Raw genomic sequence first — 15,100 nt, forward strand, 5'->3', positions numbered from 1 at the left:
TAATTAACAAAAAGTGAATGTTAAATTAATGTTAGTGAGTAATTATTCTAAATATCACCCATTTAATCGATTGCTATGCTGAATGGATTTTTTGACCGTGGTGCCAAAACTGAAATATTGAATATTTAGTTGTTGACTGTCTTGAGCATTTACTCAGAATTAGAAGGTTTAGTGAGAAAAATTCTCATCTAAATACTGTTATAGCCGAGCGTATTCACGCATTCGGAACAATAACCATTACAAGAAGAGTGAATGATGAAAAAAACAATCACACTATTAACTGCATTACTTCCGCTTGCCTCCGCCATTGCAGAGGAGCCAACTTTATCACCAGCAATGGTTTCTGCGGCTGAAGTGGTTAGCGCGCAAGAAAATCAAACTTATACGTACGTTCGATGCTGGTATCGTACGAGCCACTCTAAGGACGATGCGGCTACCGATTGGAAATGGGCAAAAAACCAAGATGGTAGTGACTTCACTATCGATGGCTATTGGTGGAGCTCTGTTTCATTTAAAAACATGTTCTACACCAATACCTCACAAAACGTAATTCGTCAGCGTTGTGAAGAAACACTAGATCTAGCGAACGAGAACGCAGACATTACATTTTTTGCTGCTGACAATCGTTATTCTTATAACCACACGATCTGGAGCAATGATGCTGCAATGCAGCCAGATCAGATAAACAAAGTAGTGGCTTTAGGCGATAGCTTGTCTGATACAGGCAACATCTTTAACGCGTCCCAATGGCGCTTTCCTAACCCGAATAGCTGGTTCTTGGGTCACTTCTCAAACGGTTTTGTTTGGACGGAATACGTTGCTAAAGCCAAAAACTTACCGCTATACAACTGGGCAGTTGGTGGCGCAGCAGGTGAAAACCAATACATCGCGCTAACTGGTGTCGGCGAACAAGTTTCTTCTTACTTAACCTACACAAAGCTGGCGAAGAACTACAACCCTGCTAACACATTGTTTACGTTAGAGTTTGGTTTAAATGATTTCATGAACTACAACCGTAGCGTGCCGGAAGTAAAAGCGGATTACGCTGAAGCTCTGATTCGTTTAACAGACGCTGGCGCTAAGAACTTCATGTTGATGACACTGCCTGATGCAACCAAAGCACCACAGTTCAAATACTCAACACAGGAAGAAATTGAAACGATTCGTGCGAAAGTATTGAAAATGAACGAGTTCATCAAAGCACAAGCGATGTACTACAAAGCCCAAGGCTACAACATCGCATTGTTTGATACACACGCACTGTTTGAGAAGTTAACCTCGGCACCAGAAGAACATGGTTTCGTAAATGCAAGCGACCCTTGCTTAGACATCAACCGTTCATCCTCTGTTGACTACATGTACACTCACTCATTACGTTCTGAATGTGCAGCATCTGGCGCAGATAAGTTCGTGTTCTGGGATGTGACTCACCCAACCACAGCAACGCATCGTTATGTGGCTGAAAAAATGTTAGAAAGCAGCAATAACTTAGAAGAGTTTCGCTTTTAATAAGCCGTTGTTGTTCATTGCAAGTTAATCTGCATAAAAATGACCACGATGCTTCGTGGTCATTTTTTATCGATATCGAACCCCGATAACGGGTTTATTTGAGCTCGCTTAGTTCAAGCCGTTGATTTAGAGACGTTGACTTTGAGCAGCCTCATTCAGCTTTCTGTTTTTGGTACGTTACCGCGGAAGCTGTTCACCATAATAGAGATCAACGTCTTTAAGGTTTCATCATCACTGCGGTATGAGTAGGCTCGTATACCCGTAAACTGAACCTGGAACAACTGAGCAAGAAGCAATGTATCCTGGGCTTCAATTTCGCCATTCTCGATTGCTCGCTCAAACAGCTTTGCAAGAAAAGATTCAAATTGGTTTGCTAAGCTGTTTGTTTGATTGCGCAGCGCATTAAAATCCTCAGCAAATTCACTTGCTGATTTGACTAACATGCACACTTCACTGGGATTGGAGTCTCGCTGATTGATAACCACATCAATCGCGAAAGCTTCTATTGCATCTAGAACCGTTGTGTTCTGAGCTAAATGCAACTCAAACAGGGCTTGTAAGTTCGCAACGTACATTTTTAGCGCTTCACAATATAGCCCCTCTTTTGACCCAAACGTCGCATAGATACTTCCAGGACGCAGATTAACGCTATCTTGTAAATCACGTGTAGATGTTGCATGAAAACCTTTCTTCCAGAATAGATCCGAGGCAGCTTTCACCACTTCATCACGTTGGAATTTCTTTGTATTCGCCATGAGCAATTATCAATTTTGAACATGTGCTCAATTTTATATTGAGCGACCGCTCAAAATCAACTATCCTGTTCTTGCCTAATCCGCTCATATCCAATTACAGGAGATTTAAACATGGCAGAATTTAAACTGTATACCGCAGAAAACGCACCCGAAGGATCAAAGCATCTGATTGAAAATTCAGTCAAAGCGTTTGGCATGCTACCAAATCTTCATGCTGTTATGGCTGAAGCGCCAACCTTGCTTGAGGGTTATCAAGTTGTGCATGAGCTCTTTCAACAAACATCATTTAACGCAGAAGAATTGACCGTCGTATGGCAAACCATCAACGTTGAACATGGTTGTCACTACTGCGTTCCTGCTCATAGTGCGATCGCGGCGTCAATGAAAGTGGATCAGGAGATTGTTGATGCTCTCGTCAACCAAACACCATTGGCAGACGAAAAACTTGAAACACTACGAGAAACAACGCTTCAAATGGTGCGTCAACGTGGTGTAGTGGAAGAGTCTCAGATAGAGAAATTCTTTGCGGCAGGTTACGGACAGCAGCAACTGCTTGAAATTGTTCTTGGTCTAGCGCAAAAAGTGATGAGTAACTACACCAATCACCTAGCTGACACCCCGGTTGATGCACCTTTCAAGAAGTTCGCCAAGTAACTTAAGCTTTTATTACTGGTCCCATTCATGGGACCAGTAATACCTTCAAAAAAGGCTTTGTTGCATGGCGCTTCGCTAGTGTGAGCTGACACCTAATTACAACGGCGCAACGTCGGTTCCTCCTAAAGACTGGTAAAGCGTAACCTGAGTGAGAAACTGGTTGTAGCGGTTCTCCAACAAAGAAGCTTGTGCGTTTCTGGTGTCTTCTTGGGCATTCAAATAGTCCATGATCGATGTCGAGCCATACTGATACCGCGCAGCATATATGGACTCAGCGGCACTTGCGGCATCATATTGTTCTTGTAAACGCGCCGCTTGATACTTCAATTTTTCTCGTGCTGACAAGGCATTTTCGACATCTTGGAAGGCGGCGTACAACACTTGGCGATAGCTCACAATGGCCGATTGATAGTCTAAATCGGCAATGGCTTGGCTGTTTTTCATCTCATTCCACTGCAAAAACGGTAGCGTCATATCCGCACCTAAACTGCCGATCGGGTTGGAAAGCAGGTCTTTGAGCGCTTGTGACGATCCACCCAAAGCCCCAGTGAGCGTCAGCTTAGGCAAATAGTCCAAATCTGCTGCGTCTTTATTTGCTAGCGCGGCTTTGACTTCGTAAATCGCTGCTTTAATGTCGGGTCTGCGGATCAATAAATCAGACGGAGCACCAACACTCAACGATGGCATATCGCCTTCAGGCAGCATTTGGATGGTCGCACTGATGCTCTTCGGCGGTTGATTGAACAAAATCGCAAAGGCGTTGTTTGCCTCAAGTAAACTCTGTTCAAATTCACTTTGCTGCGCTTGTAAGCTTGCCAACGTACGTTTGGCTTCAAGCACATCTAACTGATCCACAGCGCCAAGTTGGTACTGTTTTTCAATCAATTGTAGCGTTTGAGCTGCGCCTTCCACATTACGCTGATTGAGGTTTAAACGCTGTTTCAGATAGCCGATTTGCCAATATAACGATGCCGTCGTTGCCACCAAACTTTGTGCGGTCGCCTCGCGATCTTGTTGACTTGCCATCGCCGTCCACTTGGCTTGGTCAACGTCCGCCGAGATTTTTCCCCACAAATCCAACTCGTAATTGACGGACAAGTTAGTGCTGTAGCTATCTGCCGATTCCCCGCTATCAAGAGATTTTTGAACTTGTCCTGATGTGGAAGAACTCAACGTAGGGAAAAGGTCATCTTGCGCTAAACCCAGCTGTAAACGCGCTTTCTTTAGCGTTAGCGTTGCCAGCGTCAAATCGTTGTTTTGAGCCAACACCTGAGTAATGTATTGATTAAGCGTTGGGTCGTTAAACGCCAACCACCAAGGATCCATACTGACATCACCCGCAACATGCATCTGTTGCCAATTTGCAGGCACTTGCACCGCAGGTGCTTGATAGTCACTACGCATAAGCGACCCACAACCTGACAACCACACTGCACTTAAGGCAGCCGCGACCAATCGAGTTTTGAATTTCATTGTGTTACTCATTTTTAGTCTCTCGCTAGCGCTTCTATCGGATCGAGTTTGGCGGCATTGCGAGCGGGTAAAAAGCCGAAGGCGATGCCAATCAACGTTGAGCAAATAAACGCCCAGATGATCGAGTTCATTGAGTAAATCATTTGGAAGCTGCTGCCAGATGTACTGAATGCAAAACCAATCAAAAATGCCAAGCCAATACCAGCAATGCCACCACACAAACACACCAGTACCGCTTCAATCAAAAACTGACGCAAAATATCCGCTTGCCGCGCACCCACAGCCATTCGTACACCGATCTCTTTCGTGCGCTCTGTCACCGACACCAACATGATGTTCATTACGCCAATTCCGCCGACAATTAGGGAGATCACCGCAATCGCTGAGATCAGTAACGTCATGGTTGCGGTGGTTTTCTCGATGCTCTGACGAATGGTGTCAGTGTTAATCGTGAAGAAATCTTCTGTACCGTGGCGCATTTTTAACAAGTTGATGATGCTCTGTTCTACCGCTGCGCTTGGGGCGTTCTCATCAATCCGTACAGTAATGCCGTTGAGGTAGCGTTGTCCCATCATTCGTCCCGACATGGTGGTGTATGGCACCCAAATTTTCAGCGCGTCGCTGTTGCCAAACGCGTCTTCTTTTTTCTGCGTGACACCCACAATACGCACTGGCAATGAACCAAGAAAAATCACTTCACCAATCGGATTTCTATCCGCAAACATTTCCTTTCTGGTGTTGTCATCAATCACTGCTTCTTGGGCGAGCGAATTCACGCTCTCTTCATCCCAAAACTGACCTTTGGCGATCTCATAACCGCGCACACGGAAATAATCTTCCCCAACCCCTTCCACAGACGCGGTTGCATCCTGATTGGCATAACGCACGGTTAAGCTGTTGGATAAAGACGGCGTGACACTGTCGACAAAAGGTAGACTCTCCAACGATTTAGCATCGTCGGCGGTTAGCGTTTTCACTCGTCCGGAGCGGCGGTCACCAAACCCTTTGCCCGGCCTGACATCAATGGTGTTTGTTCCCATGGATGAAATATTCGACAAAATTTGCTGTTGTGAACCATTACCTAGTGCCACCACGGAAACCACCGAGGCTATACCAATAATGATGCCGAGCATGGTCAAAAACGTGCGCATTCTGTGGCTAGACATCGCCAGCAGCGCCATTTTGAGCGCGTCAATAAAACTGTCCCACTTCCACCACTTACTGGCGGCTTGCGCTGGGCGATGAAAAGACGCGCTCGGTGTCTTTGCTGCTTGCTCATTGATTACAACTTGTGCATTTGGCGTATCTGCAATGATTTCACCATCTTTGATTTCAATGATGCGATCCGCAAAGTTCGCCACATTCATATCATGAGTCACTAAGATGATCGTATGCCCAAGTTGATGCAACTCTTTAAGCAGTGCCATCATCTCTTGCCCACTGTGACTGTCTAATGCGCCAGTGGGCTCATCAGCGAGAATCACCTCACCACCGTTCATCAGTGCACGAGCAACACTCACGCGCTGTTGCTGGCCGCCACTTAGTTGGCTGGGCTTGTGAGTCAAACGATCTTCCAGCCCTAAGCGAGCCAATAACGACTGCGCTCGCTCCGTTCTTTGACGATGAGGAACTCCCGCGTAAACCGCAGGTACTTCCACGTTTGCCACCGCGGTTAAATCCCCCAGCAGATGGTAACGCTGGAATATAAAGCCAAAATACTCGCGGCGCAGCTCCGCCAGTTGATCAGATTCCAACGTCGAGACATCTTGCCCATTAATGAAGTATCGACCGCTGGACGGTTTATCCAAGCAGCCGAGCACATTCATCAGCGTCGATTTACCTGAGCCTGATGCCCCCACGATCGCGACCATTTCACCGCGTTTTATCTCTAAATTAATGTGGTTCAACACGGTAAGCGACTCGTCGCCAGAGACAAATCGTCGAGTTAAATCCTCAACTTTTAAAAGCACGTCACTCATATTAGAACCTCATTGGAGGTCGACGACGATCACCTCGGCTTGATGATTCTCCATCCATAGCATTGCCAAGAACAACTTGGTCGCCCTCCTTCAAACCTGAGAGAATTTCTGCGTTCACTTTGTTGTTAATACCCACTGTCACGGGCTTTTGCACCACTTGGCCCTGTTCAAGCACTGGCACGGTATAGTTGCCTTTGCCGCCAGATTTTTGCAGCACTTGTGAAGGGACAATCAAGGTATTTTCCGATTGCTCAAGGACAATCGAAACTTGCGCAGTCATGCCGATGCGCAAAATACCTTGCGGGTTCTTCACATCAAATACAGCGTTGTAGTAAATGGCGTCGCTATCTGAAATGCTCAAATCGCTGTCATCGCCATCCATGATGGTTGGCCCCGGCTCAATGGCGCGCAATGTACCTTTAAACTGCTGATTCGGTTTGCCTAAAATGGTGAACAGCGCCGTTTGGCCTGGGTGAACAAAAATCACATCGGCTTCCGAAATTTCGGCTTTCACCGTCATCGTATCTAACTTGGCTAACTCGATAATCGTTGGCGTGGTTTGATTGGCGTTTACGGTTTGTCCTTCTTCCACCGCGGTGTAGACCACCGTGCCACCCATCGGTGCGTTGATGGTGGTGTAACCGAGATCTAACTGCGCATTGTCGACGTTGATTTTGGCTTTCTCGATTTCGGCATCCAGTTGCGCTAACTCGGCTTTGTAGATGGCGAGCGTCGCTTCGGCATTCTCGTAATCAGCTCGTGAGCTCGCTTTCGCTGCCAACATGCCTTTTTGGCGCACGTATTCATAGTTTGCTTGTTTAATCTGCGCTTGCTTAGCCTGGTACTGAGCGTTGAGACTATTAAGAGACGCTTGGGCTTCTTTGAGGCTGTTTTGCTGAGTCAGGCTGTCAATCTGTGCAATCAAGTCCCCCTGTTTTATCTCATCCCCTAAGTTCACAGCGAGGCGTTGAATTTGCCCAGATACTTGCGCACCTACATTCACCAATTTGGACGCTTGCAACATGCCGTTGGCTAATACCGCCTTTTCGATATTGCCTTTGCGAACGACTTCTGTCGCGTAAGGAGAAATGGGTTCTGGACGTTGCAGATAATGATAACCACCAGCACCAATAGCAAGTAGGCCACACAAAACGAGCCATTTTTTATTGAGTTTCATAGCAGGAGTGAAGTAAATAATCGTTTTGATTTTATACTGCTATTTGTCTTAGCCGTACAGGGTACGAGACGTAAAGATAGGTAAATTAACGTCAAGATACTGAAGGAATAACATCACTAACGTGAAAAATCAGAGATATTATATTCACTTCAAAACTTTATTATTCAATACGTATAGCAAAGACCATTTTTAATATAGAAATTCAAGTTATAAGTATTATAAACAAAACTTTTAAATACCAAAAAACTAGTAAAAACTAAACTTATTCAATATGCAATCATTTTAAATTTCATGATGGTCACTTTGATGATTGAATTTAAAGAGGAGTTAAGTGGCAAGTTAAATAAAAAATACCCACATAACACAGGTAAGACCGAGAGGAGTGTGTCATGTGGGTTTAAACGATAGTTCTCTTGCTGATTCGAACTACCAACGTTGGGATGCAATGGAAATACAAATGACTCAGAGTTTCCATCACGGACACTTTATCGCTGGATTTCCCTCTATTTGTTAGGGAACAGTCAGTACAATAAAAATAGAGGTTCAGGATTTAATTTACACGTAAAATAACTACTATATTCACGCCATGAAGCATTAATAAATTAAACAATAAATATTTATTAAGTTAAATTTACTTATTGTCAGCACACTGTTAGTTTTACTCCTAAACACACTGGTCAGATTTGTTTATTTTACTACTTTTCGCTGCAATACAACTTCTAATTAATTCATGAGAAAAACATGCAGCGACAATTAACTCTTTCACCGATTTATTTATTAATCGGGTTAGCCTCCTCGACGGCGTATGCCGGTGGTTTTCAAATTAACGAACATTCTGCGACGGGTCTTGGTCGTGCTTTTGCTGGTGATGCCGTCATTGGTGATAATGCGTCTGTAATCAGCCGCAACGCCGCAGCGATGACGCTGTTTAAACAAAATACCTTATCGTTCGGTGTCACTTACGTCAAACCTGACGTTACCGTTAAAAATGCGCAATATCATCGAGCTAACATTAATGCGGATGTCAATGTTGGTATGGGTGGTTTTCCTCCGTCCCCTCAAGTTGACATTACCCCGTCCTTCTCTCAAACCGTGACCGACATTGATGACGTCGATGGCGTTGGTCAACCAGCCGTTGTACCCAATTTTTACTTTATTCACCCTATCAACGACGACTGGTATCTAGGCTTATCGGCATATTCCAACTTCGGAACCGACATGGAGTTTAAACCAAACTATGGCGCACCTGTTTTTGGCGGTGTCACCAGCGTAGCGAGTGTCAACCTTGGCGCAAGCTTGGCATACAAGGTGAACGATCGTTTTAGTATCGGTGGTGGTATTGATGTGATTTACGGCTCTGGTGAGCTGTACCGCGATATGGACGTGGGTTTTTGCGTTGGTGGGAACATACTTGGAAACGAACTAGAACAACGCTGTGGATCCGTAAAAGGCAACGCACTTGATGTGGAAGCCGGCGGCATTGGGCTTGGTGCGAATATTGGCATGATGTACGAGTTTAACGAACGTCATCGCTTAGGTTTAAGCTACAAGCACAGCCCTAACATCGATGCCAAGGGTGACATCCACTTTGCTGGCGAATCGTACGACTCACTTGCTATGCCGCTACCGGATATTGCGGAGTTTTCCGGTTATCACCGCGTCTTACCTAAATTTGCCCTGCACTATTCTGTGCAGTGGATTGGTTGGTCAGCATTTGACAGCTTGAAAGCTGATGATCAGTTGCTAAAAGATTTTCAGTGGCAAGACTCCGCGCACTACTCCATCGGTGCGACTTGGTACGCCAATGAACGTTGGACACTACGCACGGGTTACATGTTCGACAAAACACCTGTCGATGAGCTGACTTCGCTTTCTATCCCAGATTCGAACCGTCACTGGTTATCTGCGGGTGCCTCTTACCAATGGTCATCAGATACCACGGTTGACATCGGCATGACGTACTTGATTGGTGAAGATGTCAACGTAGAAGAGTACGCGTATGAAGGTGTTCCTGCACCGATGGTAACGGGCGTGACCCATTCAAATGCGTTCCTAATTGGTGCCCAACTCAGCCACCGTTTCTAATTTGTCAGGCAGTGATCAAACCTCTAGGTCATTGCCTTGTAACAACGCTTATCAAAGCGACCGAACAGAGACATTATTATGAACAAAACACTACTTGCTTTTTCACTCTCACTTCTCACTCTAAGCGCAGCTCAGGCTTCGGAATGGGGCTATGGCAATGACAAACACGGGCCAGAGCACTGGGGAAAATCGCCAAAGACTGCGCAACCACGAAAAACCAAAGCCCAATCAACATCGACAACCCAGCCGATGCAAAACTGGAAGCACTGAACCTTTCGTACACTGGTCAGGTCATTGGTTTAACCAACAATGGTCATACGCTGCAAGCGCAAGTGAACGGACGTAACAGCTTCACCATTGATGGCGAGACGTTCGAGCTGCAACAGTTCCATTTCCACACACCATCAGAAAACCAAATCAAAGGCCGCCAATATCCACTTGAAGCGCACTTTGTACACGCCAACGCAGACGGCGAGTTGGCGGTAATTTCGGTGATGTTTGATGCTGGCGATCAAAACGCAGCACTGTCTAAACTGATCAACGCAATCCCACAAGAGAATCAAACCACGTTCTTTAAAGATACGTTTGAGATTAACGACTTACTGCCAAAAACTGCAAACTACTATCGATTTAACGGCTCTTTAACCACACCGCCATGTTCAGAAGGTGTGCGCTGGTTTGTGCTTAAAGACACTCAAACCTTATCCAAAGATCAAGCCGCGAAACTTATGGAAGTCATGGGACAAAACAATCGTCCGCTACAACCGTTAAATGCGCGCGTTGTACTTTCTAACTAATCGCCAAATCCGATAAGGGGCATCGTATTTGCCCCTTATTTTGATTCGCTCTAACCTCACTTCGTTACAGGCCCCCCAATGAAAACTCCATCTGTTCTGTCACTCTTACTCTCACTCGCCCCGACATTCGCCTTCTCTCATAACCTTTCTGTCGGTCAAACCACCCCTTCCGTCAGCATTGATACCGATGGCGAAATGACGCTGCAAGGAGACGATGTGGCTTATCAACCTTGGGCAACTCAGCAGATGTTAGGCAAAATCCGTGTGATACAAGCCATTGCAGGTCGTAGTAAAGCCAAAGAGATGAACGCGCCGCTGATGTCAGCAATCACTGCCGCTCACTTTCCTGAAGATCAGTATCAGACCACAACCGTAATCAACCAAGAAGACGCCATTTGGGGAACCGGTACATTTGTTAAATCGTCGGCAGAGGACAGCAAAAAGACATTCTCTTGGTCTTCCATGGTGTTAGACAAGAATGGCGTATTAGCAACAACTTGGGATCTGCAGCAAGAAAGTTCTGCGATTATCGTACAAAATAAACAAGGTGAAATTTTATTCGTGAAAGAAGGGGCTTTAACTCAAGACGAAGTCACACACGTTATCGAACTGATTAAACAGAATATCTAAACCTAAGGTAAGGAAAAGCTATGAAACTGTTCAACACCATCGCACTCTGTCTTTTAGCGGCTGTAGCCTCTTTCCAATCGGTTGCAGGAGACAACGATTGGGATAAGATTGCAGATAAGACCGTCAGTTTTAAATCGGAAACCGACACAGTCAATCCACTGTCACCATTTGCTAACGCTCGTTTCAGCCACATAAAAATCAAATGTACGCAAGGTACGGTCGATCTGAAAAGCGTTAAAGTAATCATGAAAGATGGTCAGGAAAAGACGTTCGACAGTTTAGGGGTTCTGACTAAAGGCATGTCATCAAGAAGCTTAAGCCTACCAACAAAAGATAACGCGAAGTTAGACAAAATCGAGTTGAACTATGAATCGGTTGGCAGCACTGCGCTGCAAGTCGCGGGGGTGACTAAAAAAGCGCAAGTGGAAATCTTAGGTAAGAAAATCGACGAGTAAGCGATGGCTCAACGAGCTCACCCAAACTAAAAACAGCGGCACTAGGCCGCTGTTTTCATTAAAAAATCGTCATGAATAACTAAATGAATTTCTTCAGCTTCGCCAAACCATAAGCAGCAATGGTGACACAATCTTTGATCGTGCCGTCGATCATCATCTGTTCGAACTCCTCAACAGAAAAAGCGCGAGTGATCAAATCCTCTTCTTCACTGTCGAGTTGATTGCCCACGTCCGTTAAATCAGTGGCGAAGTAGACGTGACATGTCTGATTCAAAAAGCCGTATGCGATAAACTGCGCGCCGACATACACCATAGTGCTCGCCTGCATACCCGTTTCTTCACGCAGCTCGCCTTTGGCAAGCTCAAGATGATCCGCATCTGGGTTTGATTCCCACGCCCCTTGTGGGATCTCCCAACAACGTTGACCTACGGTGTAACGGTACTGCTGAACCAAGTGAATCATCCCGTTATCGATAGCCAGAATCGCAGCACAATCAGGTTTGTCGACCACACCATAGATGCCCTCTGCGCCGCTCGGACGTAAAATTTTGTCCTCACGCACCGTCATCCACTTATTCTGGTAAACGACTTTGCTGTCTAACTGTTTGATGTCTGACATGGTTATTCCTTGATTTTTCTGAGGGTTACTGCGGAATAATACCCGATTCAGTTACGCCACCAAAATGTTCTTTAGTTCACTCAAAGACTCAACGGTGTAATTTGGTGCGATACGCTCATCAACGCTTGCGCCTGTGGTATTTAACCAGCAAGTTTCAATACCAAAATTATTACCACCCAGAATATCGGAATGCAGGTTGTCACCCACCATCAGTACGCGCGTTTTGCATGGGTTGCCCATTTGCTGCATCGCGTATTCAAAAATACCTAAGTCCGGTTTTGCTACGCCCACTTGTTCAGAGATCACTACTTTATCGAAGTACTCAGTCATCCCTGTGCGCTCAAGGCGAATCGCTTGCAACTCTGTAAAACCGTTGGTGATGATGCCCATTTTAGCTTTGCCTTGCAGCGCTTCCATCAGCTCTTTTGCACCTGGCAACAAGCTGCAAATATCGGCCATTGCTTCTAAAAATGCGCTATTGAGATCTGCTGTTGTGGTATTCAACTTCTCAGCCCACTCGGTAAAACGCTTATGTTTTAGCTCATCTGCCGTTACTTTGCCGTCTTGGTAATCCACCCAAAGCGGTTTGTTTACGGTTTGGTAATGAGCAAAATCTTGTTCAGTAAAATCTACGCCTTTGCGAGAAAACATAAGCTGCAAACCTTTGAAAGCATCAAAGTGGAATAAGGTTTCGTCAGCGTCAAACAGGATCCAATCGTACTTCATTTTCTTCTTCCCAAAATCAAGGTCGTAATACTGGTGCATAGTCTAGATTGTTTTCTTCTTGAAGATAATCTCTATAATTGGAAATTAATTGTATCCTTGTGCTCAACAATAAATGCTTCACGATAATAGGAGATTGATGTGAACGCGATTGCCTCCCTGCCCGTTTTTGTTGCTGTTGTCGAATGCGGCAGCTTTTCCCTTGCGGCCAAACAGCTGAATCTGACGAAATCGGCGATCAGCAAACGCATCAACCAACTAGAAGACGATTTGGGTATTCGTCTCCTTAACCGAACCACGCGTAAGCTGAGCCTGACCGAAGCGGGAGAACGCTATTTTGAGTACGCTTCTCAAGCGCTCAATCTGGCCCAGCAAGGCGTGGACGCGGTATCGGAACTGCAAGGCTCGCCACAAGGTCGGCTCAAAATTACCGTGCCGATGTCTTTCGGTGTGCTGCATATCGCGCCTTTGATCAGCGAGTTTCTCGCTCGTTATCCGAAAATTGAAGTGGATTTAAACCTCGAAGACAAAATGGTCGATTTGGTTAAAGACGGTTTTGATTTGGGGATCCGTATTGGTGAACTCACCTCTTCCAATCTAATCGCAAAACGTCTCGCCCCTTGTAAAAGTGTGCTTTGTGCCTCGCCAGATTACTTAGCGGAGTTTGGAACACCACAAAAACCAAGTGACTTAGTCGGTCACAACTGCCTGCGCTACTCCTATTTCCGTGGCGGCGTCGAATGGATGTTCATCAACAACGGCAGCGAATACAAGGTACTTCCAAAAGGAAACTTTATCGTCAATAACAGCGAAGCCATTCGCCAGTTGCTGTTAAGAGGCTCAGGCATTGCGCAACTGCCAACATTTATTGCAGGAAGAGACTTTGCAGCAGGAAATCTAAAACCGGTGATGGAAGAGTATTCTCTACCAGAACACGCCATTTATGCGGTTTTTCCTGAGCGCAAGCACATGCCATTGAAAGTAAGAGCCTTTATCGATTTTATCAGCGAAAAACTCGGCACAGATTTACCTTACTGGGATCGTTACAACAGCCCAGAAAAATAACCATATTGATGATAAGTGAGTGAGATTTCACTACTGACATGTTCTGACATTCCATCCGCGTAACCTTATTTGGAACTCAACAGGCAATCCACCAAAACCAATAAGGAATCACAATATGGAAACCGTTATCGAAACTGTGCAATTTCGTCTAACCGCAAGCACAACAGAGCAAGACGTGATCGCCGCTGCCAAACAGTCACAAACGTTTGTGAAGAATCTGCCGGGCTTTTTGTATCGCTCACTCAGTCACGAAGCGACGGACGATCTGTGGACAGACATCATTTACTGGCGTTCAATGGACGATGCAAAACAGGCGGGAAAGCAGATTAAGCAAGCCGTTGAATTTCAGCCTCTGTTATCGATGATTGACTGCGAAAGCTTCGAGCTTAAACATCACAACTTAAAAATGTGCAGTGAGCTAGAGAAGTAATCAGCCACACTACCACTAACAACCAGTAGGTCTAGATAAGGAACATCATGAGCAAATCAGAACGACTGTTTGAGCTACTGACGCTTCTGCGCGCAAAGCGTTACGCCGTGACAGCGAAAGAGCTCGCAGAAAGAATGGAAGTTAGCGAACGTACGATTTATCGCGATATTCAGTCGTTGCTCAGTTCTGGTGTTCCTATTCAAGGTGAAGCAGGTGTCGGCTACCTGTTGCAAGCTGGCTCTCATCTGCCGCCTTTGATGTTCTCAGAAAAAGAGATGATGGCGCTTGAACTGGGTATGCGGATGGTTCGAGCCTGGTCGGATGTTGAACTCGCCGAAGCGTCTCACTCTGCGTCCACCAAAATACTTTCGGTATTGCCCGATAAGCTCAAACAACAAGTGGAAGATTGTCCGCTGATTGTGCCCGATTATCACACCCAATCCGAGACTGCCAAACGAGGGCAGCTTCTGCGCCACGCGATTGATCATCAGTTTAAGGTCAGTTTGGATTACCAAGATGAAAGCGGACAGGTGACCGAGAGAAAAATCCAACCGTTAGGCCAGTTCTTTTGGGGCAAAGTCTGGACGCTGGTCGCCTGGTGCGAATTGCGCGATGACTACCGCCAGTTCCGCCTCGACCGTATCCAAGCACTGCGTATGCACGATGAAGAGTTTGAGAGTGCGGAAACCAAATCTCTCAAACATTATATTGCGCAGTATGAATCGAAAGATTGAGTGTTCTTCATCCTT

General features: G+C 45.7%; 14 protein-coding genes and 1 pseudogene. 9 read left to right on the forward strand and 6 right to left on the reverse strand.

Going from position 1 to position 15,100, the window contains the following annotated elements:
* The first annotated feature begins 252 nt into the window (after positions 1-252).
* Positions 253-1,509, forward strand: a complete 1,257-nt coding sequence (locus R7P80_RS14330) for a type 2 secretion system lipase (protein WP_017819748.1) — start codon at positions 253-255, stop codon at positions 1,507-1,509.
* Between the two features lie 155 nt (positions 1,510-1,664).
* On the opposite strand, the gene R7P80_RS14335 is transcribed toward R7P80_RS14330, so the two are convergent.
* A complete protein-coding gene (locus R7P80_RS14335; protein ID WP_213874378.1) occupies positions 1,665-2,264 on the reverse strand; it encodes a TetR/AcrR family transcriptional regulator in 600 nt (199 codons plus the stop codon).
* A 111-nt stretch (positions 2,265-2,375) separates the two neighbouring features.
* Between R7P80_RS14335 and R7P80_RS14340 the strand changes: the two genes are divergently transcribed.
* Positions 2,376-2,918, forward strand: a complete 543-nt coding sequence (locus R7P80_RS14340; RefSeq protein ID WP_005374097.1) for a carboxymuconolactone decarboxylase family protein — start codon at positions 2,376-2,378, stop codon at positions 2,916-2,918.
* Positions 2,919-3,014: 96 nt separating this feature from the next.
* On the opposite strand, the gene R7P80_RS14345 is transcribed toward R7P80_RS14340, so the two are convergent.
* From R7P80_RS14345 to R7P80_RS14355, 3 genes are read right to left on the reverse strand one after another with little or no spacing between them, the layout of a single operon-like run.
* Positions 3,015-4,391, reverse strand: coding sequence for an efflux transporter outer membrane subunit (locus R7P80_RS14345; protein WP_225491663.1), 1,377 nt, complete (start codon positions 4,389-4,391; stop codon positions 3,015-3,017).
* A 14-nt stretch (positions 4,392-4,405) separates the two neighbouring features.
* Entirely contained in the window at positions 4,406-6,370 is a 1,965-nt protein-coding gene (locus tag R7P80_RS14350; RefSeq protein WP_029855402.1) for a MacB family efflux pump subunit, read from the reverse strand.
* Position 6,371: 1 nt separating this feature from the next.
* Positions 6,372-7,547, reverse strand: coding sequence for an efflux RND transporter periplasmic adaptor subunit (locus tag R7P80_RS14355; RefSeq protein ID WP_225491662.1), 1,176 nt, complete (start codon positions 7,545-7,547; stop codon positions 6,372-6,374).
* A 741-nt stretch (positions 7,548-8,288) separates the two neighbouring features.
* Between R7P80_RS14355 and R7P80_RS14360 the strand changes: the two genes are divergently transcribed.
* The 4 genes and pseudogenes from R7P80_RS14360 (at position 8,289) to R7P80_RS14375 (ending at position 11,514) form a co-directional block, all read left to right on the forward strand.
* The gene (locus R7P80_RS14360) at positions 8,289-9,632 is read left to right on the forward strand and encodes an OmpP1/FadL family transporter (protein ID WP_225491661.1); all 1,344 of its coding nucleotides are present in this window, start codon (positions 8,289-8,291) and stop codon (positions 9,630-9,632) included.
* 78 nt (positions 9,633-9,710) lie between these two features.
* Positions 9,711-10,429 (forward strand): annotated as a pseudogene (locus R7P80_RS14365) (carbonic anhydrase).
* A gap of 78 nt (positions 10,430-10,507) precedes the next feature.
* On the forward strand, positions 10,508-11,059 hold the full coding sequence (locus tag R7P80_RS14370; protein WP_086047559.1) for a YtfJ family protein: 552 nt from the start codon (positions 10,508-10,510) through the stop codon (positions 11,057-11,059).
* Positions 11,060-11,079: 20 nt separating this feature from the next.
* A complete protein-coding gene (locus R7P80_RS14375) occupies positions 11,080-11,514 on the forward strand; it encodes a hypothetical protein (RefSeq protein WP_005480927.1) in 435 nt (144 codons plus the stop codon).
* 79 nt (positions 11,515-11,593) lie between these two features.
* On the opposite strand, the gene R7P80_RS14380 is transcribed toward R7P80_RS14375, so the two are convergent.
* Both R7P80_RS14380 and yjjG read right to left on the reverse strand, forming a co-directional pair.
* Positions 11,594-12,133 (reverse strand): NUDIX domain-containing protein, encoded by a 540-nt coding sequence (locus R7P80_RS14380; RefSeq protein WP_086047560.1) that lies wholly within the window; start codon positions 12,131-12,133, stop codon positions 11,594-11,596.
* Between the two features lie 51 nt (positions 12,134-12,184).
* Entirely contained in the window at positions 12,185-12,859 is a 675-nt protein-coding gene (gene yjjG / locus R7P80_RS14385) for a pyrimidine 5'-nucleotidase (RefSeq protein WP_005374109.1), read from the reverse strand.
* Between the two features lie 138 nt (positions 12,860-12,997).
* Here yjjG and R7P80_RS14390 point away from each other — a divergent pair, with 138 nt between their 5' ends.
* The 3 genes from R7P80_RS14390 (at position 12,998) to R7P80_RS14400 (ending at position 15,085) form a co-directional block, all read left to right on the forward strand.
* Positions 12,998-13,921: a LysR family transcriptional regulator gene (locus R7P80_RS14390; RefSeq protein ID WP_053307145.1), complete on the forward strand. Its 924-nt coding sequence runs from the start codon at positions 12,998-13,000 to the stop codon at positions 13,919-13,921.
* Positions 13,922-14,036: 115 nt separating this feature from the next.
* Positions 14,037-14,351 carry a hypothetical protein gene (locus tag R7P80_RS14395; RefSeq protein ID WP_225491660.1) on the forward strand — a complete coding sequence of 105 codons (315 nt, stop codon included), beginning with the start codon at positions 14,037-14,039 and terminating at the stop codon, positions 14,349-14,351.
* 47 nt (positions 14,352-14,398) lie between these two features.
* Positions 14,399-15,085 (forward strand): helix-turn-helix transcriptional regulator, encoded by a 687-nt coding sequence (locus R7P80_RS14400; RefSeq protein WP_138939780.1) that lies wholly within the window; start codon positions 14,399-14,401, stop codon positions 15,083-15,085.
* The last annotated feature ends 15 nt before the right edge of the window (positions 15,086-15,100 follow it).

The sequence above is a fragment of the Vibrio sp. 2092 genome, from assembly GCF_033339635.1.
Taxonomy (GTDB): Bacteria; Pseudomonadota; Gammaproteobacteria; order Enterobacterales; family Vibrionaceae; genus Vibrio; species Vibrio alginolyticus.